Here is a 25369-nt window from a genome sequence, read left to right as displayed (position 1 = left end):
GGACAAGTGATTGAGGCTAAGCTCAAGTTCTGGGCTTATGCATGGATGGTCCACTTGGCTAATTCTTTAGTTGGTAGAGCTCCGGGTATTAGGGTGTAAGCTTGAGAATAACGTTGAAATAAATATTAATTACTGAAGAATTCTCAATGTATAATATCATGCTTATGAAATAAATTGAAGAGATCAACAAAGCATTATGAATAAATTGACATAAAAATAAGTTAAAACACCCTTGTATAGACTGCTCATGCTGTAATTATTTCACTTTATGGTTTTTCACATTACATATAAGCAGAAAAGAGGTATAAAATCCGTTTAATTATGTCACAAAACCGTAGATTATGAAAAGTAATCGATCACGTACTACCTTTTCCCTCTCCGCTGGTTAAAAGTAATATAGCCTGCGCTATATCACCGTTAGTCTTTTGTAACGCTTGTCTAACTTCAGCTTCACTCTTACCCGTCTGTTCCATCACAAATTTCACGTCCTCGTCCCTGATTTCTATTTTCTGTTCCTTAACTTGTTCCTTAGCACTTCCTATGACTGTATATATCTCCTGCCCTTGTTGTGTCATTTTAAGAACTGACGGGTTTTCAATTACCAACGTTTTATCTTGTAGCTCAATAATTACTCTCACGGCGTCTATTTGTTCTGTCTTTATCCCTAACATTCTCTCTAAGTTTTTGAATTGATTAGGTTTTACTTTCACATATAAACTTCAGTAAAACAAACTTAATAGCTTGGCGGTTAAAGATTAATGCATAATGAGTAACTATACGATAAAAATACTTGGCGGAGGAAAAGAAGTAGGAAGGGCTGCTATTGAAATCGATAGAGGAGATTCTGCAATTGTTTTAGACTACGGCGTTAACTTTGACCCCAACGACAATCCTAACCTACCTTTACAAGACACTCCAAGTAAGATAAAGGGTTTCATAGTCTCTCACTCCCATTTAGACCACGTAGGAGCTTTGCCTTTGTATCAGATTTCTGGAAATTATCCCGTTTATGGCACTAGGGTAACCAGGTTGATAACAGAAATTATGTTGAAGGACTTTCTGAAGCTTTCAGGGGCTAAACTTCCCTTTGAATGGGTAGAAGTAAAGAGGACTATGGATAACTTCTTGAGCGTAGACTACTATAAGGAGTTCGAAGTCGATTCTTTCAAAGTAGAACTCGGAAATGCGGGACACATTCCAGGCAGTGCTATAATTAAGGTTAAGACAGAAAAACAGACCATAGCCTACACGGGAGACATTAACTTGACTAACACCCATTTAGTAAGCCCGGCTGATCTGGAGTTTCTCAAAGACGTTAACGTATTGGTGATGGAGAGTACTTACGGTAGGTTCAATCACCCCGATAGAAAAGTCGTTGAGGAGGAGTTCTACGAAGCTACTAAGGAAGTCCTAGAGGAAGGTGGGACTGTCTTAGTTCCTGCTTTCAGCCTATCGAGAAGTCAAGAGATTCTATCAGTTTTGGCTGACAGAAAGATCGAGTATCCCGTGTTTTATGACGGCATGGTAAAAGAGATAACCGAGTTAATGATCCAGAACCCCGAATTCATAAACAACTACCCGGCGTTGAAGAGGGCTTATGACAATTTCAAATACGTCGAAGGTTGGGGGAGCAGGAACAAAGCATCAAGAGGAGAAGGCGTAATAGTTAGCAGCGCGGGGATGCTGAAAGGAGGCCCTGCAGTGTACTACTTTAAGAAGGTCGCAGATAACCCTAAGAACGGGGTTTTTCTAGTTAGCTACCAGGCGGAAAATACTCCAGGTAGAAGACTTCTGGAGACGGGCAAGTTCGATGAGTACTCGCCTATGTTAAAGGCGAGGTTTCAATTATTTGACTTTTCAAGCCACGCCGGGAAGGATCAGTTAAAGCAAATAATTAAGGCATCAAGTAGTTTGGAAAAAGTCGTTTTAGTCCATGGCGATCCTTCGAGCTCCTCTAGGTTAGCAGAAGAGGTTAAGAGAGAGTTAGGAATATATGTGGAAATTGCCGAAAACGGTAAGGAGGTTAAGCTATGATCCTTTTGTTAATCCACGCGTCTAAGTTCTCGTTTTCCGTTAAAGAAAAAGCCGTAAAGGAACCCGAAGAACCTAACTTAACATCTTTACAAAAGGACAACACTTTAGTGGTCTTTACAACAGTAGAAAAAGGGGATGACGATAAGACCGTAGAAAAGGCTGTTAACGAAGTAGTTAGAGTATTGAATGACGTTAAGGCTAGCTCTGTAGTCATATATCCTTATGCTCACCTTTCCGATAACTTGGAGAAACCCACATTAGCCGTCCAAGTCCTGAAGGACTTTGAAGAGAAATTGTCGAAAGCAGTTAGCGTTGAAGTCTATAGAACTCCTTTCGGCTGGTATAAGCAATTTATGATAGACTGTTACGGTCACCCCTTAAGCGAACTTTCGAAGAGGATAAGGGCTGATGAGACCAATTATCAGAAGAGTGAGGAGCTTAAGATTTGCGAGAAGTTCGGCTTCCCTAATTCTCCTCATGCATCTTTCATGAGAAGGGCTGTGGTAGAATATATAAAACAACAAGTTAAACCTGATTCCGTAATAGAAGGTGAGGGAGAACCGGAAAATGGAGAAGTGGTTATATCTTATAGCATTCCCTCGGGGAGAAGGTTGCCTTGTGTAAATGAAGAACCCTTAATTAGGGTGAAAGTGAAAGGGGATTTAGACGGTATTCCTGAGTCCTTCTCCGATTCTAAAAACACCTACGTTATAAAGACTAAGACGGACAAGAGTCACGTAATAAACGTGAACATTCTCACTTACTATTATCTATTAACTGCCTCCAGAGACAATCCTCCTACTCTACCTCTTTGGCTTTCCCACATTCAGGTTAGGATAATCCCCGTAAAGAAAGATTTCATAGAAGATGCAATAAAAATAGCTACACAGATGAAGGTAAGAGTGGATGTAGATGACTTAGATGAAGGTCTCGGTACTAAAATAGCGAGAGCAGGTAAGGAGTGGATCCCCTACTTAGTCCTTCTCGGAGAAAGAGAAGTCAAGACCGGTTCCCTAACGGTTAAAGTGAGAAAGGGGAATGAACAGAGAAGCTACACCCTGGAGGAACTACAAAAGGAGATTATAGCACAAGACCAACTACTTCTACCCTCTTTCCTACCCCTTACTTTAAGTAAAAGGAACAAAAGATACATTACTCTACAGTAACTGTTTTAGCCAAATTCCTGGGCTTATCGGGATCCAGACCTTTGCTAACAGCTGCATAATAGGCTATCAACTGAATTACGGGGGATATGGATAACGCGGGGAACTTAGAGTTAAGGAATATTTCAAGGTCTGCCTCCCCTACTTTTCTATTGGCACTGATCACGTAAATTTTCCCTCCTCTAGCCTTCATCTCCATAACGTTGTTTTTCAGTAATTCAGGCATTTCGCCGTCGTTTATAAACACTACTGGGAACCCGTTCTCTACCAAGGAAATAGGTCCATGTTTACTCTCCCCAGCTGGGTACGATTCAGCGTGGACGTAAGATACCTCTTTAATTTTTAATGCTCCTTCCATAGCTAGCGGTAGTGAAAGACCCCTCCCCAAATAGTATATGTTCTGTTTCTTTGCCAGTTCTTCACCAACCCTTTTGGCAAAACCTTCAGTCGCATTAATAGCTTGTTCTACTTCCTTATCTGCGTCCTTTAATGCTTTCCAATCCTTTCCAAAAGTGTAAGAGTAAAGGAAAAGGAGGGATGCAACTTGAGTAGTAAAAGTCTTGGTAGCAGCTACACCTATTTCCGGTCCAGCCCTCATGTAGATCTTGTAATCACTCTCTCTAGCTATAGCACTCTCAATGACATTTGTTATGGAGACTACTTTAGCCCCTTCACTCTTCAATTTACGTATAGCCTGTAATACGTCTATCGTCTCTCCGCTCTGACTTATTGCGATAATTAGGTCTCCTTTCTTTCCCTTTACGTTATAGTATTCTGAGGCAATAAGCGGAATAGAAGTTATCCCTTCTCTGGTCAAGAGTAAGGAAAAATATAAACTTGCATGATAACTGGTCCCAGCTCCCGTTATAATCACCCTTTCTGCCTGCCTTATTTCTTCACTTATCTTTTCTACTACGTCCAAGTCAGACATAAGACTGGAGATCGTGTCCCTAACCGCTTTAGGTGACTCGTGTATCTCCTTTATCATGAAGTGGGCATAGCCTTCTTTTGATGCCGTCTCGACGTCCCAATCTACTATCCTTATCCTCTTATGCACGTCTACTACGTTACCGTTCAGTTCTTCAATGTAAACGTTTGTGTTCGTCAGGAACCCGATCTCACCGTCAGATATTACTAGAATCCTTTTTGTGTAAGGGAGAAATGCCGGTATATCACTCGCAATATAGTTCTCCCCTTCTCCCAGTCCTATAACTAAGGGGTTATCCCTCTTAGCAAAGAAGATCCTTTTTTCACCGTCGATTATCGCTAAAACAGCGTAACTACCATCTAACGATTTTATTGCAGACTTAAATGCCGTAAAAGAGTCCATACCCCTCTTTATAAACTCCTCTATCAAATGAGGTATAACTTCAGTGTCAGTTTCGCTGCTGAACTTATGCCCTAAAGACTCTAGCTCTGCCCTTAGCTCTTTAAAGTTCTTTATTGTCCCATTATGTATTACCGCTATCCTTCCGGAACAATCTGTATGAGGGTGAGCGTTATAGTCGGTTGGAGCCCCGTGTGTAGCCCACCTTGTATGACCCAGAAATATATAGCCAGACATTTCAGGTATTTTTTTCTTTAAAGTGACCTGCTCCACAGTACCTTTAGCTTTCCTCACTTCAATTCCTTTACTGCCCAATGAAGCGACTCCTACGCTATCATACCCTCTGTATTCGAGCCTCTTAAGTGCCGAAATTGTGATCTCGGAGAGTTTTTTGCTCTCCTTTGATGAAATAATACCTATTATGCCACACATAATTTATTTTTGAGTCGGTCTCACTAAATTAACTTTACCGTAACACCTTGGAACGTAGGGTTAGCGTTTATGGTTTTACCTCCCAACGCGTTAAGTAGCAATTCTGCCCTTTGATCTTTTGTACAGATGACTGCACCACCTCCTCCGCCGCCGCTGACTTTACACCCTTTAACTCCTGAAGCCCTAGCCATCGAGACAAATTGATCCAACACTGGAACTGTGATCCCCAAAGAAAATAGGAAACCGTGATTTACGTACATTAATTCCCCTACTTTGTCCGCATCTCCTGAGGTAAGAGCAGTTCTAGCTTCTACAGTGACCTTTTCAATACTGTCCAGCAGAGTCGTAAACAAGGAAGGATTTTTTTCTTTCAAACTCCTCACATTACGAAGCATCTCGGCTGTGGTCATAATGCGCCTAAAATAACCCGCAGAGAAGGAGATCGAAGGAGGAACTTCCAATTTCTCTACTTTTCCCTCCTTAATGAAAACGAACCCTCCGTACGTTTCTGTATGGGTGTCCATAATACTGGCGATTCCTTGAACCCTTAACTCTACTTCATGAGAGATTTTGGCTATTTCTAGTTTTTGTAACTCTAATCCTAAAAACTTGGAGTAGGCTGCAACAGTACCTACTACCACTGCTGCACTAGTGCCTAGTCCTATCGAAGGTTCTACATTTGATTCTATTTCAATCGCGGCTTTTTTCCCCTCCTTATAACCGTAATGCTCATTGAAATAGTTAATAACTTCTGTGACATAAGCGATAAGTTTTCTCACATTGTCATTCTCTATTTTAAACTCATGTAGGTCTACCCTGACACCTTTTATCTGTAAGTTCTGAGACGAGACGTAAAATTTCTCGCTTTCCCTCACCCTGACTTTAATGCTTTCAGACACCGTATATGCTATCGCCGGCTTTCCGTATACTACAGCGTGTTCTCCAAACAGTGTTAGCTTGAGGGGTACCTCCGCTTCTACAATCATTATTATTAATTCCCCAATTAGATATCACAGTATGGAAGCTATTATCCTTGCGGGGGGTAAAGGAGAGGGTTTAAGCCCCTATTCAGACAAAGAACAGAAGGAGACAATAAGCTTACTCGGTAGAATGCTAATCTCTTATTCTATTCAAGGTTTAAAAAAAGCAGGTGTAAAAGACTTCATAATCGTTACGTCGCAGAAGGGGGAAAAGAGACTTGAGGAGGAATTACAGAACGAGAAGGAGATCAGCATCGACATTGTTATCCAAAAAAGAGAGGGAATTAACGGGGCTATAAAGGACGGAATGGAGAAAGTCAGTAGTGATAATGTCATTATAGCTTTCGGAGATATCGTAGCCCCTGAGGAGTTTTACGTTAGCCTAATTAACGCTTATCTGACTTCTGGTGCCGAAGTAGTAGTACCGTTAATTCCTATAAGTGAGGGGTTACAGACATATGGTTTAGTGAGGTTGACAGATAAAGGAATCGAGATAACTAAGGAGGGTTCTACTTTAGCTCTTGGCGGAGTTTACGTAGTGAAAAATGAAGAAATAACGGACTTTTTGACGTATTTACAGTCCAAAGGGAACAAACTGAAGTACTTTATATGGAGTGAGGAGTGGTTGGACGTTGGCTATCCTGAAGATATTATTAACGGAATCGAGATGATGTTAAGGAGGGAGAAAACTAGGATTTCCGATAACAGCGAAATCTCTAAGACAGCAATAATTGGTAAGAAAGTAATCATAGACGATTATGCTGTCATAGACGATTATGCTGTGATCAAGGGACCGGCATATATCGGAAGAAACGCATACATAGGGACTTATTCATTAATTAGGGACTATTCTTCTATAGAGAATAACGCCATAATAGGGGCTTACTGTGAAATAGCAAGGAGCTCAATCCAACCTTATGCTGAAGTAGGATCAAAGAGTTATTTGTCATCTACTATAGTAGGTAGGAAAGCTAAAGTCGGAGCAAATGTAATTACTTCTAGCTACCCTGCAACCGTGATAAGAGGAAGGATTAGTAAATTTGGAGCGTTGATCTCCCCAGAGACCCATATACCTCACGGCGAAATCCTAAAACCGGGGACTAAAGTCTAATTACCGTGGAAGTGCTCTACTGATTTTCTGCGAGATTATAGTCAGAAATACTCCTAACAGTACTATTGCAGTGCCTAATAGTTGCTGAAATGTCGGGACTTCGTCTAACATTATAAACGAAAATAAATAGGACATAGCCGGCACAAGTAAGGAGAGCGAACTTGATAAAAAAGAGCCCAATTGCTTTATAGAGTTAAACCACGCTATGAAGCCTATTGCTTGGGCTGTAATGCCGATTATTACCGCGACTAAAATTCCGGATATAGTGAACTTAAAGTAAAAGTTAATCGGAGTAAAGGGTAGCAAGAATAAGGCTGAAAACAACGCCATAAAAGAGTTCAGTTTAATGACGTCCTTCTCTATCAGAAACACTTGGTAATATGACGTTCCTATTGCCCATATAAGACCGCCTATGAGTGATATTATACTTCCCAGGTTAAACCCAGTTATCCCAGCTGAGTAAATTGCCCCTGAAATTGCAATAATTACCCCGAGAAGTTGAAGTACTGAAGGTTTCTCACTCAGAAAGACGGCGCTTAATATGACTAAGAAAATCGGTTGAGTATATATAAGGGTTGCAGACAGAGCTGGATTTACTGAAAGCATTACGCCAAAGTTAAGAAAAAGCATGAAGAGTGCTACATTAATCAGCCCACCTATCATTTCTTTTTTACCATAAGAGAGACCTCTACCATAGACTGTAAGGATAATTCCCCCAGTAACTAGCCTAATGACCGCTAGTACTATCGGGGAAACGTAATCGACTGCTATCTTTATTAGGGGATATGCTGAACTCCAGACCAAAATTACCGTAATTATCGGTAAAACCTTTCTCACTTGGTATAACTCTAAGTAAAGCTAATTAAAGCTAAATAACGATGTTAAGTGAAATGTGGTATACTGGGACTGGGGACAGCGGAAAGACTAAAGTACCTTCCGTAGGAGAGGTGTGGAAGGACGAGGATATTGTTAACGCCTTAGGGGATTTAGACGAGTTAAATTCCTCGCTTGGTATTGTATCATCACTTTTTCCAGAAATAAGGCAAGACGTTGAGAAAATTCAGAACGACATATTCGCTATTTCATCTGAAATTGCAGGGTTCGAGTTAAACTTTAACACTGAAAAGATCAAAGAGCTAGAGGAAATGATAAAGAAATATTCGGAACCACTCAAACCATTGAAGAATTTTGTATTACCCGGTGGCCACTTGGCTTCCTCATTTCTTCATCTTGCAAGGGCGGTATGTAGAAGAGCTGAAAGGAGTATAGTCCGACTCTCTCGAAACCATAAAAATGTAAAGCATGAGCATGTGGTTTACCTTAATAGACTTTCATCTTTGTTATTCGTCATGGCACTTTACGTTAACGAGAAGACTTTTAATCCCAACGTAATTTGGAAGCCTAAGTGACCTCTATACCTATTCCTCTTTTTACAGCTTCTTCATAAGCGGTTAGTGCTGTAATGTTATCTTGAGCCGCAATTCCTACGGTTTTAAATATAGAAGGTCTCTCAATTTTGATACCTTTGTTTATGACCTCACCAATCTCGATGACTTGTTTAAGTATCCCGCTCCTTACGGGTTGTATATAATCCCCTGTCTCTTTAGATACAGCCTCTACGGAATCTACTAAGTATGTCCTAGCTCTTTTCACAGTTTCATCATCTATTTCTCTAGCTTCAGGGGTATGGGCTCCTATGCTAGAAATATGAAAATCCTTTTTCAAGAATTTCCCCAACACTACTGGTGTAGAAGAGGAGGTTGTTGCAAACATGACGTCTGAGTTCCTCAACAGAGTTTCTAGATCTACAGCTTCAGCTCCGAATTCTTTAGCTAACTGAACATGAGAACTCCTAGCCGTTACCATTATCCTTGAGAACTTTAGATAGCCACTTGCAATCTTTATATGATATCTTGCCTCCATACCAGCACCTATGACTCCTAAAGTGCCGATATTCCTTCCCCCAAATGCTAATTCTGTTGAGAGAACACTTGCAGCTGAAGTTCTTATTGCAGTTAATGTAGTACCATCTAGAAGAGCTAAAGGCTCTCCAGTATCGGGCGAAAACAGTAAGACGGAGCCTTGAACTGAGGGTAGTCCCTTCTTCTTATTCTCTGGTATAACATTAACTATCTTAACTGTAACAGACTTATCCCAGTAAGAAGGCATTATCCCCCACCAGTTACCTTTTATAGTAAGTACTTGCCGTTGAGGTTGTATTATCCTTGAGGAGGAAAATAATGAGAAAGCTTGTCTGACTGCACTTACTGCTATTTCAGGGGTCAGCAATTCTTCTAGATTGTTTGACGTTAAGATAATCATTTTGAACTGTAATTTAATTAACACTATTAAGGTTTTAAATCTCACTTTATGGTATGAGTATATTTTTAAGCAGCTAAATCAATTATATATTAATGATCACTCATCTAGCTGAGGAGACGGTTAATACTAATCTAAATAACGTTATTTCAGTAGTAAAAGACGCCGATGCTTTACTCTCATACTTTCCATATCAAGTAGAAAGAGGAAGGAACACAATCACTTTACAGTTTTCGAGATTTTTCATTTTAAGCTTAAGAGATACTTTTGAGGTGACTTTTTCTCAGCAGTCATCGTTAACGTTTGTATATACTCTTAAGTCTCTTATTGGGAAAAATAACAAGTTCCAAATATTTATTTATGTAAGAGATAACAAAAACTCCAATAGTCTAGTTTACTTAGCAATTGAATATAGTGGAGAAAAAGAGTGGATAGTCAAGAAATATTTACCAGATATAGCACACAGCTTGCTAGAGGGGATAAGTAAGGAAACTAAGAGGGCTTATGAGGTCGAAGCTCAGGAAAATGGGAAAGAGTTTGATTACTCAAGGCAATTAAACAAACTGAGCTTTGTCTCGAAGCTCTTATTGAAGTCACGTCTGATAAAGTCTGAAGGGATTTCAATACCTAAAGGACAAATGTTAGATACGATGCTAAGTTCCATAGCGGATATTCTATCAAAGTACAAGACGATTTATGTATCTGCCTCATCAACTTCCTCGTCGTTCAGATTGTTATTCATTAACGGAGACTTAAAGGGTATTTATGTTAATGAAAACGGTAAAGAATATTTTAATGACGAAAATATACTGAGTTCCTTATCTGGCGAGTTTAAGGTAAACGTGTATGTACTTCTAGTACCTGAAATTCCAGGTGTTGTTGAAGATGAAAATTCATGAACCATATATTTTATACGAATCAAATAATCATAAGTTCATTTGGTTAGGTTTAGACGAGAGTGAGACAGAAAAAGGGATTCTAACTAATCAATATCTTATTGTCCACGGAAATCAGGGTATACTACTAGACCCAGGTGGATACTTCGTATTTGAAAGGGTTTTTGAAAATGCATCTAGATTTGTAAAACCTGAGAATATTAAGGCCATTCTTTACAGCCATCAAGACCCAGACGTCATAGGGGGCTTAACTTTGTGGTTGGATACTGCCCCTAATGCCAAGATATATGTGTCCCATCTATGGGAGAGATTCATTCCGCATTTAGGGGTAGACCTTAGAGATAGAATTATAGACCTTCCTGACGAGGGCATGGATATTGATTTCGGTTCTTTCAAAATTAAAGCAATTCCAGCTCACTTTATGCATTCACCAGGTAATTTTCACTATTATGATCCAATAGCAAAGATTTACTTCTCGGGCGACATGGGTGCAGCAGCATTTAAAGATAAGTGGTACTTAATAGTGGATAATTTTGAGGAACACGTTAAGCTTATGGAATGGTTCCACAGAAGATATATAGCGTCTAGAAGGGCAATAGAGCTATGGGCTAAGGGAATTGAGGGTTTAGATATTAATATAGTAGCACCTCAACATGGCTCAATATTTATGGGAGAAAATGCTAAGAAATTCTTAAACTGGTTGAAAAACCTCGACAAGGTAGGGGTTGATTTTATTTCCTCCTAACTTAGATTTTTCCTATTTTTATTAGTAAAAGTACACCGATTACTATGAAAACTATAACGATTGCTAAGATTATATAATTACTCTCCGTTAAAGACCCTTGAATAAAGGTTTCTTGCAGATGGTTATATTCGTTAATTAGTGAGATTTGTAAGGAATAATTATCGTAATTACCGTTAGCGTAATTTAGAATTCCGTTTGCATAATAAGCTTTTATTGGTATTTCTAAATTAGAAAATTGGTAATAGCCCGAATATACGGATGCGTTTTCCCCTTTAAACTCCTCGTATCCGACGAACGTTAAGTTCATCGTATTAAACATTGAACCGTTATATGGAAGGCACTCTAACTTAGACAAAGGGAATAGGTAATTCTGTATAATGCTTGTCCCGTTATTAAAACTTGTAATTATTACTGTAAAGTTAACTATACCTTTCTTAATCGAATTTACGATGAAGGTATAATTGTAAGTATAAATTTGGTTGCCGTGAGTAATAGTAACTTCATATACCAAGACGTCTCCACTATTTAAGGAGTTAGTAACTCCGTTAGCAATGATAACCCCTATTCCCAATATTAAGAGTAAAATAATGACGGATTTCATCAGTTTTATTACTAAGCCATCGTAAATTAAGTTAATGGATGAATACTGGTTAAAGATCTTCGAATCCGACCTTTACATAAACGAAATGCTTAAGCTTTGGGAGGAGGGGAATAAGTGGGCTAAATGGATAGACGAAGTGTCAAGAAAATATAACGTTAAAGGAAAGAAAATTCTTGATGTACCTTGCGGAATTGGTAGAGTTAGTTATTTTCTATCAAAACTAGGTTATGAGATAACTGGCGTCGATATCTCCGAAAAAATGGTGAAAAAATCAAAAGAGAACGTACCTACAGGTACCTTCCTTAAAGGAGATATGAGGAAATTAACTCAAGTATTAAGTGGCGAGTCCTACGATATCATTATTAATATTTTCAACAGCTTAGGATATTACGAAGAGGAAGATGACTTAAAGATCCTCAGAGAGTTCAGGGGAGTAATAAAAGATGCCGGATTATTAATTGTAAACCTCGATAATAGGGACTTCCTCATTTACAACAAGCCCGAGATAATACACTCCTACATTCCACCGTACTTGGTTATAGATAATAACAACTTTGACCCGTTTACATCGAGATTACAAGTAACAAGATCTTATATAAAGGACGGTAAAGAAGTCGAGAAAGTTACATTCTCTCAAAGATATTATAGCTTACATGAGATAGTAGACTTGATGAGAAAAGCGGGGTTTGAAATCATAGATGTTTATAGCGGTTATTCATGGAAGAAGTTTGAGATTAGCGATCCACAAATGACCATAATAGCTACACCTATGTAATCACCCATAATAATTTAAAAATTTTGAACTTGTTTATATCATTTGATGTCTGAATATTCTCCTAAAAAGAGGTCAAATATAGTCTATGGGGGTTACGAAAAAGCACCTAATAGGGCATTCCTAAAAGCTATGGGACTTACGGATAACGATATTTCCAAACCTATAGTAGGAGTAGCGGTAGCGTGGAACGAAGCAGGGCCTTGTAATATACATCTACTGGGACTTTCTAACGTAGTCAAGGAAGGAGTTAGAAGCGCTGGAGGTACTCCTAGAGTATTTACTGCTCCAGTAGTTATAGACGGGATAGCGATGGGTAGTGAAGGAATGAAATATTCATTAGTAAGTAGGGAAATAGTTGCCAACACGGTAGAGCTAGTAGTTAACGCTCACGGTTACGACGCATTTGTAGCCTTAGCAGGTTGCGATAAGACCCCGCCGGGTATGATGATGGCAATGGCAAGGCTTAACATACCTTCGATAATTATGTATGGAGGTTCAACTCTGCCCGGAAACTTTAAGGGTAAACCGGTAACTATCCAAGATGTATACGAGGCTGTAGGTGCGTACTCTAAGGGTAAGATCACAGCTGAAGACTTAAGACTTATGGAAGATAACGCAATACCAGGGCCGGGTACTTGTGGAGGTTTATACACAGCTAATACTATGGGTTTAATTACAGAGGCTTTGGGGTTAGCTTTACCAGGGAGTGCTTCGCCTCCAGCCGTGGATGCTATGAGAACTAGGTATGCGTATGAGACTGGAAAAGCCTTAATGCATTTAGTCGAAATAGGACTTAAACCCAGAGACATACTGACTTTTGAAGCATTTGAAAACGCTATAACCGTGCTTATGGCTTCAGGGGGGTCTACAAATGCCGTACTTCATTTACTGGCAATAGCTCATGAGGCTGGTATAAAGCTCACTCTGGATGACTTCGACAGAATTAGTTTAAGGACACCGGAAATAGTCAACATGAAACCTGGAGGAGAGTATGTGATGGCTGATTTGCACAGAGTTGGTGGAGCTCCACTGTTAATGAAGAAACTTCTAGAAGCAGGGCTATTACATGGAGACGTGATCACTGTTACCGGAAAGACCTTAAAACAGAATTTAGAGGAGTATAAGATCCCTGACGTCCCTCATGATCACATAGTGAGAGACGTTAAGAACCCGTTCTCTACAGTAGGTGGAATAAGGATACTAAAGGGGAATCTAGCAGAAGAGGGAGCAGTTATGAAAGTGTCTGCCAGTAAAGTAAAATACCATAGAGGGCCTGCAAAGGTATTCAATTCAGAGGAAGAGACATTTAAGGCAGTTTTGGAAGGAAAGATCGTTGAGAACGATGTGGTAGTTATTAGGTACGAAGGACCTAAAGGAGGCCCCGGAATGAGAGAAATGTTAGCAGTTACGAGTGCTATTGTGGGACAAGGTTTAGGTGAAAAAGTTGCGTTAATAACTGATGGAAGGTTCTCAGGAGCGACTAGGGGCATTATGGTTGGTCACGTAGCTCCAGAGGCAGCGGTCGGTGGGACTATTGCATTACTTAGAGATGGAGACATAATAGTTATAGATGCTGATAGAGGAAAACTAGAAGTAGAATTATCTCCTGAAGAAATAAAGAAAAGAAGAGACGAGTGGACACCGCCACCACCGAGATACAAAAGTGGGCTATTAGCACAATATGCGAAATTAGTTTCGTCTTCTTCAAAAGGAGCCGTACTTTTAACATAAACTGTTTTTTATCAAATTGTAAAGCTTATATTTTTAAAGCAAATTTATATTTCCCAAATGAGTATAATAGGTGATACTCATGAGGAGAACTCTTAAAGCCGCAATTCTCGGGGCAACGGGTTTAGTAGGTATTGAGTACGTAAGAATGTTAGCAGATCACCCTTACATAAAACCAACTTACTTAGCCGGTAAGGGATCTGTAGGAAAACCATATGAAGAAGTTACAAGGTGGCAAACAGTAGGTCAAGTGCCTAAAGAAGTAGCAGATATTGAAGTAAAACCAACGGATCCTAAGTTAATGGAACAAGAAGGAGTAGATATTATATTTTCGCCCTTACCTGCAGGTGCTGCGGGTCCGGTTGAAGAGCAGTTCGCAAAGTTGGGTTACCCCGTTATAAGTAACTCTCCAGATCACAGATTTGATCCTGACGTACCGCTATTAGTACCTGAATTAAACCCGCACACTATTTCATTAATAGATGAACAAAGGAAGAGAAGAGATTGGAAGGGTTTTATAGTAACGACGCCTTTATGTACTGCACAAGGTGCGCTGTTTCCGTTAGCTCCAATATTCATGAATTTCAAGATGGACGGAGCGTTCATAACTACAATGCAGTCCGTCTCTGGTGAAGGTTATCCTGGAGTTGCCTCACTCGACGTAATCGATAACATAAAAGTACTTGGTGACGCTTACGACGCTAAGACCGTAAAGGAGATCTTCAGAGTCTTGAGCGAGGTAAAGAGAAACGTTAATGAGCCCAAGCTAGAAGAAGTAACCCTCTCAGCAACTACTCATAGGATTGCAACAATTGTAGGTCATTACGAAGTATTATATGTTACATTTAAGGAGGATACACCTGCAGAAAAAGTTAAAGAAACACTAGAAAACTTCAGAGGGTTACCACAAGAGCTGAAGCTACCGACAGCTCCTTCTAAACCGATAATAGTGGCGGATAAAGACAATAGGCCTACCGTATACTTTGACAGATGGGCTGGTGATGTACCCGGAATGAGTGTAGTAGTAGGTAGGATTGCACAAGTTAACAAGAAGACAGTAAGGTTAGCCTCTTTAGTACACAACACCGTAAGGGGAGCTGCTGGAGGCGGAATATTAGCTGCGGAACTCTTAATAGAGAAGGGATATATTGAGAAGTAATAATTTTTTATTATACGCTTTCCTTCTTTTATAATACTTGATGAGTACACTCTTTGCTGATTCAATGAGGAGAGTGGCCAGGGCTGAAGAGGATGATTTCAAATGAATTATATTGCATTAGCACATAAATCAGGTTTAGATAAGGATCTTACTGTTTCAGTTTATAAGAAAATTAATGGGGGTTATTTCGTCTCATTAAGTTATGCTAAACCGCCTATCTTATACGTACTAGATAATTGGCCTAAGAAATATTTAAGGAAGAATTTCATTATTTGGACAGTAACTAAGAACTACGAAAACGTAGATAAAATAATTTCTTTATTCATTACGTTAGATGTTTACTTACTTCACTCTATGGCTTCCTTAATCTCAGGAAAGAGCTTCAGTTTAGCTTTAGCTGAAAAAGATATACAAGAAGTTTTCAGGAGGATAGAAGAGGAAGCAATTTCTCAGGGATTTACCTCATACCCGACTAGAGAGGATGTGGTAATTGACCCTAAAGATATTCAGATCCTAGCTAAGGAGATAGCAGACAGAAGGAATAGTGAGGAAATCAATGCTGATATATATTCTGTTATAAACGAGATAGCTTATCAAAGTGAGTTTTCTAACCAGCTACGAGAAAAGAAGAGTTGGTTTAAATCGATAAAGAGAGGAGATATGTTAAAGGCAATAGGACTACAAGGTAAACTTGATGAGTTCTTTATCTTCGAGAAAGTTAAACTGACATATCTTATAGCGTCAATAACGCTTTACTTTGATAATAAAGTCACGGAGGTTGGAATAACGGAAACTGTAAATGCAATAAAGAACGGAGACCCTATATTAAATGACGAATTGAACAAGGTGAAAAAAGAAATAAAACAAAGAGCTCAATACTTTTAGTCCGGCTATAGTTCATATATTAACTTTTCTCCCCTGAGACCTCTGAATAAATTCTCAACAGCAATTTCAGCCATTTTGTCCCTGGTCTCAAATGTAGCACTTCCAATATGAGGAGTTAATACAACATTACTGAACTTCAGGAGAGGGTGATCCTTGTTAATAGGTTCCTCTTCAAACACGTCCAACGCAGCCCCAGCAATCCATTTTTCCTCTAGAGCTTTAACAAATGCTTTCTCATCTATTACTTTTCCACGAGAGGCGTTAATCAAAAATGCTGTCTTTTTCATCAGCCTTAATGTACTCCCATTTATCATGTGATATGTAGACTCGTTCAGATCAACAGTTATTACTACGAAGTCTGATTGTTTAAGTAACTCCTCGAAGCTCACAAACTCGGCATCTATATCATCCTTTTTAGTCCTAGATGTGTATATGACTCTCATATTAAATCCCTTAGCCCTTCTGTAAACGGCTTTACCTATTCTGCCCATCCCTATTATCCCTAAAGTTTTACCGTATACGTCATATCCCAGTAAAAAGTCGGGTTGCCAAGGGATCATCCATTTTCCCTCTCTTATCAGCTTATCCCCTTCAACAATCCTTCTAGCGACGGCCAAGATAAGCCCGAAAATCAGATCTGCTGTAGTCTCCGTCAATACTTCTGGTGTATATCCTACTCTTATACCTCTACTTTTTGCCTCTTTAACATCTATGTGATCAAAACCAACAGTGTGGACAACAATTTCATTCATTTGAAATATTTACATTTATTATCACCCCCTTATCTAACAAGTACGTTGGGGTGTAAAGGATGTTATATATTAGGAAGAATGTTGATAACCACCTAGTTATTGTGAACTTGTTACTATTCCAAGGGAAGTGGAAGTCCATTGATGCAAGCCTATGTTTTAGGCTTCTGAACCCTTGTTCTGCGTAATTCCTCTCGTTGAACGTTACCTTCTTGTGTTCTACGTTTAACCATGTGAAGGCGTTGTATGCTGTTGCCCCATCGTGCAAGTAAATTACCTTATCAATCCTTCTCCTAAACACCCTCATTGCTATTTCCTCAACCCTACTCATGTTCGCAAGAACTACCAAGACGTGTACTCCACTCCTAACGCTAGTAACCATGAAGAAGGGTATTCCCTTAGTTTTTACATCCCTAACAATCCACACGTAATAGTACTGACCATTAATTAGCCTCACCTTAGTCTCATCAATAGCGTAAACACCACTCAATGGCACAGCGTACTTAACATAACTCAACCTCCTATGATAGTAAAGCAGAGTGGAATGGGGTAAAACTACCCTCCAAGAGGATAATCCAGAAACGTAGTTAGCCAATGCAGAGGCTACGGTCTCCCTAGAGTAAAACCTAGGGCTAAGGTTAATATACTCCATTAAAATTAGTATAATTTGGGTGAGCACGGGAACCTTCCATCTAGTTTCCATGTGCTCACCTCCAGGTAATACCTCCCGTGCTCACCCTAAAAAAGTATTATCATCAACGTTCTATTAATAAAGCACAAACAATTCAAATAATTCATTTTATATTAACAAAATTGTTGTCCACACTGCCTTATCCAGTTGAAATATCGCGTTTACGATTGAAACTAATTGTTTCATGATTATCAAAGTTAAATGTAGTGTATCAAATATTTGAATTTATAACTTTTTGATAAAATTTTCTTTTTTATAGAAAAATGTAATTTTCTAAATTACAATATTTACAAAAAATAACTTATAGATATGGACATGAGTAAACAAATAAAAGGCGAGTCTAATCACTTCGACCGAGGTGACTCTTTAAAAGAATGGGGCTTAATAATACTGACATAATACCAAGGGCTCTCATTTAAATGGTATTATTTGTAGGCATATTAAATACATTAACGCGATAATCAGTTAATCATGTTCATACTTTTCACAAAGGATGGAGAATATTACCTCTATTTAGATGGTACTTTGAGAAAGACCCAAGAGAGACCTAAACTAAGAGGGGACGTGATCGGCTATGTTATCAGGTACGAGAACGGTAAAGTTAAGCTAACCTCTACTCCAGTTTACGACTCCTCAAAACTCGACGGTCTGAAAGAGGCGGTGCTCGTAGATCGTATAGAAGAATTCAATGGATATATCTTCCAAACTCCCGATTCTGTAATCCTACACTTCGGAGAGATCAAAGGTAATGCGGTTGAAAATATTCCTTACTTATTAGTTCACGGAGTACCCATACCTAAAGGAGACGTGAAAACCCTGATGAATTACATGGACACTAGTTATGAACTAACCAAGTACATGCTCAGGGAACACAATAACCCTGAAGTAGTAAGGGCCGCGGTAATCGCATTATCCCGCTTAAACAAGTGCAATGAGGCCATACAGCTTTACAATACTTTGACCTCGAAGTTCCCAGAGGAATCTTTAGCAGTAGCTGAGTGCTACGAGAAGGTAGGGGAAGAATTAGAAGCCCTGAAAATCTACTCCTTCTTCTCGGAGAACAAATATAGGGAACTAGAGAAGAAGTTAAGGGAGAGAGCTAACAGCTTAATAGACGAATTTGACAGAACCGGTAACGTTAAAGTGTTATTTGAAGCCTTAAAGGTAATACCGACTTACGATGCTCCAGCTCTTAAACTGGGCTGGTACTTCTTATCTAAGAAAAACTATAAGGAAGCTGTGAAGTATTTCGAAGAAGCAGTCAAGCTAAGAAGGGACTTCAGTAACTTGTTGGCTCTAGCTAACGCTTATGTTAAGAACCAACAGTACGAACAAGCATTGAAAGTGATCGAGGAAGCTGAGAAGCTAAGGAGGAACTCCTCCACGGCTTATCTGAAGGGCTTAGCCTATGAGGCACTTAATTCCCCTTCAAATGCTATGAAGGAGTTCTTGTTTGCTTGTAAAGAGGGATTCGTTGAAGCTTGTAGTAAAGTAAAACCTTATATGCTCTACACACCTAGGGACGAGTTCGACCCAAACAGTTGGATAGGGTATGTCCTTTACGGTTACAAAGTAGAAAAGGTAATAGGTACTGGAGGAATGGGTTACGTTCTCATGGTGGAAAAGGGGATGAGAAAATTTGCTATGAAAGTGGTAAAGAAGGAGTTCCGTTATGACGAGTTACTTTATGAAGTAGCTAAAATGCAAGAGATATCTAAGGGCTCAACTAATTTAGTAAGGATATTTGCAAGTTTTGTAGATGAGAACTTTACAGACTACTACTCATCTCCACCGGCAATAGTTATGGAGTATATGGAAGGAGGGGATCTGAGGGAGATTTTAGTAAATTCGGAGTTTTCAACACTAAGGCATTCAAGTAAGTGGAGTCAAATAGTTGCCGTGATCTTTTCGAAAATAGCTGATGCCGTAATCCACATTAATAAAAACGGGTACGTGCATTGCGACATAAAACCATCTAACGTTCTGTTCACTTCAAGACTTCCTAAATACGGGGATGAAGCGCTTGATGCGTTAACTACAGGTAGAGTTGAGCCGAAACTTTCTGATTTTGGGTCGGCAGTAAAATTGGGTCTACCGGTCATTCACTACACACCCTACTATGCTCACCCAATGCAAAGGTTCGGAGGAAAGGCTGAATATAACTTTGACGTGTACTCATTTACTGTCTCACTTTACGTAGCGTTGACAAATAACTTCCCCTTCCCAGAGTGGTTGGAAAGGGAGATAGAGGAAGCAGTGACTGATCCATCTAAAAGAGAAATTGCTCTAAAAGACTTCTACAGCCTAGAACCCAGGTTGGATTACATTCCCGAGGAGTTCCGTGATATAATTGAAAATGGCCTTAAGGGAGAACTCTCTATGGAGATGATAAGTAGAGAATTAAAGTACATAGTACGTTATAACTATGGTATAGACCTACAAAGTAGTAATACCACCAGTACTGCCGAAATATGACATGAGGACGGCATTCCTTTTCTTAACATGGTTGAAAAGTTTTGGCTATTTCCTTAATCTTTTGTTAAACTTATATTAATTAAAAATTTCGATTATTGTAATTTTATTAATATAAAGCTATATAATTTCTTAGATCAAGAATTTCTTAAATCAAATGTGATATTATGGTGAATTGGATAGAAAGTCTTTACAAACAATTATTGAACAATTAGGATTTCCGGTGTAGTCGTTTATTTGATTAACTTATTCTTATATGCATCGTTCTAATCGCATAAAGAGCTTAGGTTTGGCTAAGGCTGACTCCCTCCTCGCCATAAAGGCGATTGTTCTCCTTATCGATTCACTCTTACATCTATCATTTGAGGTGCAGTCGAGAGGGTCACAGACTCCCTCCCATTAAGATTTATGATTGCTATAACGTCACGGTCATTTTCATTACTGTAATTTCACTTAAACCAACGATAATCAACTTCCATTAGCTTTTTCCGCATCTAAGACATGAAATAGAAAAGTGCTTTAGGATTGACGTAGTGTATTACAAAACCATGTGCTTCTTTGCCTGCCATTCAATCCAACACTACAAACGACGATATTGCATCAAATACAGCTTATTCCTAAACTCCTTAGGTAGTTTATCAACGTTCTTAATGAGATTCATTAACCTTTCCAACTTTATATCGTTTGCCCGAGCCTTATAACTTCCTCAGCAACCCACCCTACTAACCTTCCTAGCAGCATCCTTCAGGTGAAAGAAGTGAATCCTTGAGAGTATAATCAAGTATTTGTCGTAACGTCCTTGAGCTTTTCCTCATATTTTTTTAAAACTTCCTCGATTTCTTTTTCAGCACTCTGGTAAATTTCTATTACCTTATCTAACTTCTCAGATAACATCGTCCCTCCAGCTCCCTTTCCTCCTTTTTTGGTTTCAATTCCACCCAGAAGTCCTTCTATTTTCTTTATATACTCCCAAGCAAATTTATACGACACATTTACGTTTTTAGCTGCCTCAGCAATACTTCCGGTGCTCTTAATGTTCTCTAGGAGTTTAACCCCACCCTTACCCAAAATCGGTTTACCGTCATCCGTTTCTATCCAGATCTTGAACTTAATCTTCATAAGTCTAAGCCTTCAGGGTATATTAGTTTCATAATATTATCAATTTTTTGCTTAACATCCTCTAAATCCTCCCCTACAACGTTAACATGCCCCATCTTTCTCCTCTTCTTGACTTCACTCTTACCGTACCAGTATACCTTTCCAAATTTCAACACCTCGTAAGGAACATTATCGGTCCCAAGGATGTTAACCATTCCACCATAAGAAAGTAGTGTTGTGTCTCCTAAGTCTATTTCACCTATAGCCCTTATGTGCTGTTCGAATTGAGATACGAAAGCAGCATCAAGTGTGTAATGACCCGTATTGTGGACTCTAGGTGCGAACTCATTAATTAGTATTTCTCCTTTTCTTATAAAGAACTCAATGCCCATAGTCCCTACGTACTCCAGTGAGTCTGCTAATCTCTTTGCGATATCCTTAAAACGATAATCGTTGAGTGGTCCGTAATTATAAACTAAAATACCTTTTTCATTATAGTTAAAAGTAGGAGGGTAAGCCTTGAAATTTCCCTTCTTATCTCTAACCGCTATTATTGATGCCTCATAGTCGTAATCCACAAACTCTTCAACCACAAATTTACATTTCATATCTTTTATGAATGAGTATTTTTCCACGTCACCCTTTATGAAATACTGACCCTTTCCGTCGTACCCTCCTCTACTCTGTTTAAGAACACCCACGTTATTGAACTGGTCTTTAAGTATCCTTAACGCCTCTTCCCCATCTTCTGCCACGTAAAATTTGGGGGTCGGTAAGTTATGCTCCTTATAATACGTCTTCTCCTTCCACCTTTCTCTTTTCAGCTCAACAGTGTTTATATTAGGGAAGAGCTTATCCTTCTCTTTAGCGTATTCCAGAGCTTCTTCTTTTACGTGCTCGAACTCAAAAGTCACTACGTCAACTTGGTTGATCATCTCCTTGTATTCTTCGGGCTTGAAACACCTATCTGCCACTCTGCAAGCTGGGGCATTAGGTTCATCCATCACGTAGAAAGTGAAAGGGTACTTCTTCCCTTCTAAGATCATCATCCAACCTAGTTGCCCTCCTCCTAGAATTGCGATCTTCCTTTTATTCAAGTCTTGTATTAAGGACTTCATTTCTCATGTCCTCCATGAACTTCTTTACTTTTTCAGCTATATCCGGGTACTTAATACCTAAAATCCTTAAGGCGAGTAATGCGGCGTTTTTAGCTCCACCTATAGCTACCGTAGCCACCGGTACACCGTAGGGCATCTGGACTATCGATAGTAGGGAGTCTAACCCATTGAGGTTTTTAGACGGAATCGGTACTCCGATCACCGGTAAATGAGTTAACGATGCAGTCATACCTGGGAGATGTGCTGCCCCGCCAGCCCCCGCTATTATAATTTCAATACCTCGCTTCTCTGCGGTTTTAGCGAACTCTACCATGAACTCTGGAGTTCTATGCGCAGAGACTACTCTTACCTCGGTTTCGACTCCGAAATTCCTGAGAATTTCAACGGCTTCTTTCATGTATTCCCAATCAGATTTGCTCCCCATAATGACGGCTACTTTTGGCATGGTTATACTTTATCAAGAGGAAATTTAAGCTAAAATGTTAGTTGAAAAAATTTATTTATGGTCATGCAAATACTAATTTTGAATGAACGAAATAACGCTATTACGCAGGGCTGAAGTACTTATTCTAATGCTTTCCAAAAACGATTTCTTGGAGAGCTTAGGCTTTCAAGTAGAAGATAATGAGACATTTGAGACCTCAGTTCTTAGTGTGAAGATAAAGGGTAAAATAATAAAGAAGATTGAGGAAAACTCAGTGTCAATTCTCCTTCACACAAAACTTGGGTCTTGCAGAATCGACGTAATAGTTATTCCACTTGACGAGTACTCTAGCAGAATTAAAGTTAACGTAAGCGGTTGGGGCTTTGTAGGCAAAATTATGAAGAACAAAGTTATAAATAATTTGATTAACTTCGTGATCAAGGCTGAATTCAAGCCTACCAGTATGATACAGAAGAAGCTAAAACTTAATCTTTATACGAACCATAAGGGGTTTTTAAAGCTCCTTGAAACACTGCCTAAGGATGATTCTGCATACTACTTTCTAGTGATTAATAAGTCTTATATAGTGGAAATAGTTAACGGAATACCTCTATATGGAGAGGAGATCAAAAAGAACTGTGAAGATGTATGTTATATAGAACTGTATGAGTTTAAGCCAACTACTATTTAACTCTTTCTGTCACAATAATATAACTGTATGGATGTTCACTCAGAAGAAGAATTATTTAAAGTTATCAGGGGCGCCTATGAAGAGGGGCTTAAAATCCAAGTTTTAGGTAACGGCAAACACGGAAAAAAAGGGGGTGTAAACGAGTATGTCTACACTAGAAAGATGGACTGGTTTGAAATTAAAAACGGAGTTGTGGAGGCTCTAGCGGGAGCTGATGTAAACGCGATCAGAAAAGAGGCTAGCGAAGAAGGCTTACTTTTACCAACACTATATGACGGGACCGTAGGCGGATTACTTGCTACAAATTTTGCTTCACCACTTTCTACAGCTTACGGTAAGCCGATAGATTTTACTAATTGGGTAAGAGTGCTTACTCCTTATGGAGGTATTAAGTGGAAGATGTTAGTTGGTTCCAAAGGGATTGTGGGGGCAATTTCTAGAGCTGAACTTAAACTCTACCCCAAGCCCTCAAAGATCTTAACTTACGAGAAGGAGGAAGTAGTCAATAGAGACATAGAAAAACTAATGAGCCTTTCACCCCTAGTATTACTGGTGGACTATCAGGGAGGAAAATTTAGAGTTCATGCTTCATATGCTAAAGAGATCATGCTAAAGGGCTATTCAGTTGACGAGGGCGTTCCCCTAGTTGAGGTAAATGACGAGAGGAAAGAAGTTATAGTCGAAGGGGACGACTTCGAGAGTTTCAAAAAGGTTGTAGAAGTATCACAGCCTTTATACGCTTACTGGATATGGAAGAGCGGAATTTTCGTGTTAGTAAATGCGGACACAGATATGTTAAAAGAGTCTAATATAAAGTATTACACTAAGGATCAACCGAAAGAGGTTCACGTTAAACTTAAGAGGTTGTTAGACGCTAGGGGTATCTTTGCTTAGGGGTTTTAATGACTAGACACTTCATAATAGATTGTGATACTGCAGAAGACGACATAATGTCATTATTCGCCTTGATTAAAAACGGAATATCAGTTGAGGCTTTAACGATCGTAGAGGGTAACATCTCTTACGAACAAGAAATAAATAACGCGTTATGGGCGTTAGAGTTCATTGGAAAAGACGTTAAGGTCTACCCCGGAAGTGACAGACCGTTAGTTAAACCATTCAGGAGTGTTGAGGAAGTCCACGGAAAGGGTGGTATAGGGGATGAAATAGTCAGGCCCAGTAAGTTTAAGCCGGAGAGCAAGAAAGCGATGGACGCAATAGTAGAATTAGCCGACAGATACGCCGGAGAGTTAGAGTTCCTAGCTATCTCCCCTTTGACAAACTTAGCATTAGCCTATTTGAAGGATAGGAGTATAGTTGATAAGATCAAGAAAGTTTGGGTGATGGGAGGTACCGCATGGGGAAGAGGTAATATAACGCCGGTTGCTGAGTACAACATATGGGTCGATCCGGATGCAGCTAAGATAATATTCAATGCGGGTTTCGACATTACTATGGTGCCTTGGGACGTCATTGTAAACTACCCCATTGACGACGGGTTGTGGAACAAGATAAAGGACATGAACACAAAGATGAGCCAGTTTTACATCAAGATCTACTCCCACTATAGAGAGTACTCGATGAAGAATGAGAAGATAGGTGGCACTCCTCACCCGGACTTAATAACCACCAGTATTGCTATAGACAGAGGTATTATTAAGAAATCGGATAGACATTATGTAGATGTAGAGAACTGTGACTGTCTGACTAGGGGGATGACGGTTATCGACTACTTAGATCTGTGGAAGAAAAAGGCGAATACCGAGGTAGTTTATGAGATCCACTTCGGCAGATTTCTCGACCTAATCTTCGACCTCCTAAAGTGGTTTTAACAAATTTAGTGAGTGTGGTGATAGTGTCGTCATTAAGTTACAAATTCTGGGATTAACCTTCTCTCCCATAAGACTAGGGCTATGGAGTACATCATGCTACGAATGCTCCTATTTACTGCCTTCGTTGCCCTCTTGAATC

The 25369-nt window shown here is 39.4% G+C and carries 25 protein-coding genes and 3 pseudogenes; 15 read left to right on the top strand and 13 right to left on the bottom strand.

The window, feature by feature from the left end; translation table 11 throughout:
- Positions 1–99: pseudogene (locus WIW52_RS00580) on the top strand (IS5/IS1182 family transposase); the annotation flags it as partial.
- Between the two features lie 257 nt (positions 100–356).
- On the opposite strand, the gene WIW52_RS00575 reads toward WIW52_RS00580, so the two are convergent.
- Positions 357–671: a nascent polypeptide-associated complex protein gene (locus WIW52_RS00575; protein WP_337707907.1), complete on the bottom strand. Its 315-nt coding sequence runs from the start codon at positions 669–671 to the stop codon at positions 357–359.
- 94 nt (positions 672–765) lie between these two features.
- On the opposite strand from WIW52_RS00575, the gene WIW52_RS00570 reads away from it, so the two are divergent.
- Together WIW52_RS00570 and WIW52_RS00565 are read left to right on the top strand one after the other, a co-directional pair.
- Positions 766–2034, top strand: a complete 1269-nt coding sequence (locus tag WIW52_RS00570) for an MBL fold metallo-hydrolase (RefSeq protein ID WP_337707905.1) — start codon at positions 766–768, stop codon at positions 2032–2034.
- The gene (locus tag WIW52_RS00565) at positions 2031–3200 is read left to right on the top strand and encodes a threonyl-tRNA synthetase editing domain-containing protein (RefSeq protein WP_337707903.1); all 1170 of its coding nucleotides are present in this window, start codon (positions 2031–2033) and stop codon (positions 3198–3200) included. The genes WIW52_RS00570 and WIW52_RS00565 overlap by 4 nt, the downstream gene beginning before the upstream one ends.
- On the opposite strand, the gene glmS is transcribed toward WIW52_RS00565, so the two are convergent.
- A complete protein-coding gene (glmS, locus tag WIW52_RS00560; RefSeq protein WP_337707902.1) occupies positions 3187–4956 on the bottom strand; it encodes a glutamine--fructose-6-phosphate transaminase (isomerizing) in 1770 nt (589 codons plus the stop codon). The two genes, WIW52_RS00565 and glmS, sit on opposite strands and share 14 nt — an antisense overlap.
- Before the next feature lie 23 nt (positions 4957–4979).
- On the bottom strand, positions 4980–5942 hold the full coding sequence (gene mvk / locus WIW52_RS00555; RefSeq protein WP_337707901.1) for a mevalonate kinase: 963 nt from the start codon (positions 5940–5942) through the stop codon (positions 4980–4982).
- 31 nt (positions 5943–5973) lie between these two features.
- Between mvk and WIW52_RS00550 the strand changes: the two genes are divergently transcribed.
- A complete protein-coding gene (locus WIW52_RS00550) occupies positions 5974–7047 on the top strand; it encodes an NDP-sugar synthase (RefSeq protein ID WP_337707900.1) in 1074 nt (357 codons plus the stop codon).
- On the opposite strand, the gene WIW52_RS00545 is transcribed toward WIW52_RS00550, so the two are convergent.
- Positions 7048–7884 (bottom strand): DMT family transporter, encoded by an 837-nt coding sequence (locus WIW52_RS00545; protein WP_337707898.1) that lies wholly within the window; start codon positions 7882–7884, stop codon positions 7048–7050. It abuts the gene before it with no gap.
- A 41-nt stretch (positions 7885–7925) separates the two neighbouring features.
- Here WIW52_RS00545 and WIW52_RS00540 point away from each other — a divergent pair, with 41 nt between their 5' ends.
- Positions 7926–8456: a cob(I)yrinic acid a,c-diamide adenosyltransferase gene (locus WIW52_RS00540; protein ID WP_337707896.1), complete on the top strand. Its 531-nt coding sequence runs from the start codon at positions 7926–7928 to the stop codon at positions 8454–8456.
- Here the strand turns inward: WIW52_RS00540 and WIW52_RS00535 are convergent.
- Entirely contained in the window at positions 8449–9369 is a 921-nt protein-coding gene (locus tag WIW52_RS00535) for an ornithine cyclodeaminase family protein (RefSeq protein ID WP_337707893.1), read from the bottom strand. The genes WIW52_RS00540 and WIW52_RS00535 overlap by 8 nt on opposite strands.
- 92 nt (positions 9370–9461) lie before the next feature.
- On the opposite strand from WIW52_RS00535, the gene WIW52_RS00530 reads away from it, so the two are divergent.
- Together WIW52_RS00530 and WIW52_RS00525 are read left to right on the top strand one after the other, a co-directional pair.
- Positions 9462–10265 (top strand): hypothetical protein, encoded by an 804-nt coding sequence (locus WIW52_RS00530; protein ID WP_337707891.1) that lies wholly within the window; start codon positions 9462–9464, stop codon positions 10263–10265.
- Positions 10252–11007 (top strand): MBL fold metallo-hydrolase, encoded by a 756-nt coding sequence (locus WIW52_RS00525; protein ID WP_337707890.1) that lies wholly within the window; start codon positions 10252–10254, stop codon positions 11005–11007. The genes WIW52_RS00530 and WIW52_RS00525 overlap by 14 nt, the downstream gene beginning before the upstream one ends.
- A 1-nt stretch (position 11008) precedes the next feature.
- On the opposite strand, the gene WIW52_RS00520 is transcribed toward WIW52_RS00525, so the two are convergent.
- A complete protein-coding gene (locus WIW52_RS00520) occupies positions 11009–11608 on the bottom strand; it encodes a hypothetical protein (RefSeq protein WP_337707888.1) in 600 nt (199 codons plus the stop codon).
- 34 nt (positions 11609–11642) lie between these two features.
- Between WIW52_RS00520 and WIW52_RS00515 the strand changes: the two genes are divergently transcribed.
- The 4 genes from WIW52_RS00515 to WIW52_RS00500 all read left to right on the top strand — a co-directional run bounded on the left by WIW52_RS00515 (position 11643) and on the right by WIW52_RS00500 (position 16155).
- On the top strand, positions 11643–12383 hold the full coding sequence (locus tag WIW52_RS00515; protein ID WP_337707885.1) for a class I SAM-dependent methyltransferase: 741 nt from the start codon (positions 11643–11645) through the stop codon (positions 12381–12383).
- A gap of 45 nt (positions 12384–12428) precedes the next feature.
- The gene (gene ilvD, locus WIW52_RS00510) at positions 12429–14114 is read left to right on the top strand and encodes a dihydroxy-acid dehydratase (protein WP_337707883.1); all 1686 of its coding nucleotides are present in this window, start codon (positions 12429–12431) and stop codon (positions 14112–14114) included.
- 79 nt (positions 14115–14193) lie between these two features.
- Positions 14194–15270, top strand: a complete 1077-nt coding sequence (gene asd / locus WIW52_RS00505; protein ID WP_337707881.1) for an aspartate-semialdehyde dehydrogenase — start codon at positions 14194–14196, stop codon at positions 15268–15270.
- 102 nt (positions 15271–15372) lie between these two features.
- Entirely contained in the window at positions 15373–16155 is a 783-nt protein-coding gene (locus WIW52_RS00500; protein WP_337707879.1) for a hypothetical protein, read from the top strand.
- A 5-nt stretch (positions 16156–16160) separates the two neighbouring features.
- Here the strand turns inward: WIW52_RS00500 and WIW52_RS00495 are convergent, their stop codons facing one another.
- Both WIW52_RS00495 and WIW52_RS00490 read right to left on the bottom strand, forming a co-directional pair.
- Complete coding sequence (locus tag WIW52_RS00495; RefSeq protein ID WP_337707877.1) at positions 16161–16907, bottom strand: 2-hydroxyacid dehydrogenase; 747 nt, start codon at positions 16905–16907, stop codon at positions 16161–16163.
- Positions 16900–17607 (bottom strand): IS6 family transposase, encoded by a 708-nt coding sequence (locus WIW52_RS00490; protein WP_337707875.1) that lies wholly within the window; start codon positions 17605–17607, stop codon positions 16900–16902. The genes WIW52_RS00495 and WIW52_RS00490 overlap by 8 nt, the downstream gene beginning before the upstream one ends.
- Positions 17608–18066: 459 nt before the next feature.
- On the opposite strand from WIW52_RS00490, the gene WIW52_RS00485 reads away from it, so the two are divergent.
- Complete coding sequence (locus WIW52_RS00485; protein WP_337707873.1) at positions 18067–20070, top strand: protein kinase domain-containing protein; 2004 nt, start codon at positions 18067–18069, stop codon at positions 20068–20070.
- 332 nt (positions 20071–20402) lie between these two features.
- Here the strand turns inward: WIW52_RS00485 and WIW52_RS00480 are convergent.
- From WIW52_RS00480 to purE, 4 genes and pseudogenes are all read right to left on the bottom strand, one after another.
- Positions 20403–20755, bottom strand: a pseudogene (locus tag WIW52_RS00480) (IS200/IS605 family accessory protein TnpB-related protein); the annotation flags it as partial.
- A gap of 89 nt (positions 20756–20844) precedes the next feature.
- A complete protein-coding gene (locus tag WIW52_RS00475) occupies positions 20845–21186 on the bottom strand; it encodes a winged helix-turn-helix domain-containing protein (RefSeq protein ID WP_337707872.1) in 342 nt (113 codons plus the stop codon).
- A complete protein-coding gene (locus tag WIW52_RS00470) occupies positions 21183–22283 on the bottom strand; it encodes a 5-(carboxyamino)imidazole ribonucleotide synthase (RefSeq protein WP_337707870.1) in 1101 nt (366 codons plus the stop codon). Before WIW52_RS00470 ends, WIW52_RS00475 begins: the two co-directional genes overlap by 4 nt.
- Positions 22255–22728: a 5-(carboxyamino)imidazole ribonucleotide mutase gene (purE, locus tag WIW52_RS00465; RefSeq protein WP_337707868.1), complete on the bottom strand. Its 474-nt coding sequence runs from the start codon at positions 22726–22728 to the stop codon at positions 22255–22257. Before purE ends, WIW52_RS00470 begins: the two co-directional genes overlap by 29 nt.
- Before the next feature lie 82 nt (positions 22729–22810).
- On the opposite strand from purE, the gene WIW52_RS00460 reads away from it, so the two are divergent.
- The 3 genes from WIW52_RS00460 to WIW52_RS00450 are packed head-to-tail and all read left to right on the top strand — an operon-like array spanning position 22811 to position 25230.
- Positions 22811–23398 (top strand): hypothetical protein, encoded by a 588-nt coding sequence (locus tag WIW52_RS00460; RefSeq protein WP_337707867.1) that lies wholly within the window; start codon positions 22811–22813, stop codon positions 23396–23398.
- Positions 23399–23425: 27 nt separating this feature from the next.
- Positions 23426–24292: an FAD-binding protein gene (locus WIW52_RS00455; RefSeq protein ID WP_337707866.1), complete on the top strand. Its 867-nt coding sequence runs from the start codon at positions 23426–23428 to the stop codon at positions 24290–24292.
- Positions 24293–24300: 8 nt separating this feature from the next.
- Positions 24301–25230 (top strand): nucleoside hydrolase, encoded by a 930-nt coding sequence (locus WIW52_RS00450; protein ID WP_337707865.1) that lies wholly within the window; start codon positions 24301–24303, stop codon positions 25228–25230.
- 32 nt (positions 25231–25262) lie between these two features.
- On the opposite strand, the pseudogene WIW52_RS00445 reads toward WIW52_RS00450, so the two are convergent.
- Positions 25263–25369, bottom strand: a pseudogene (locus WIW52_RS00445) (IS1 family transposase); the annotation flags it as partial.

Origin of the sequence: Stygiolobus sp. RP850M (genome assembly GCF_037389295.1) — an archaeon.
Classification (GTDB): Archaea; Thermoproteota; Thermoprotei_A; order Sulfolobales; family Sulfolobaceae; genus Stygiolobus.
Note: the sequence above shows the minus strand (reverse complement) of the source record. Positions and strands in the feature narration are given on the sequence as shown.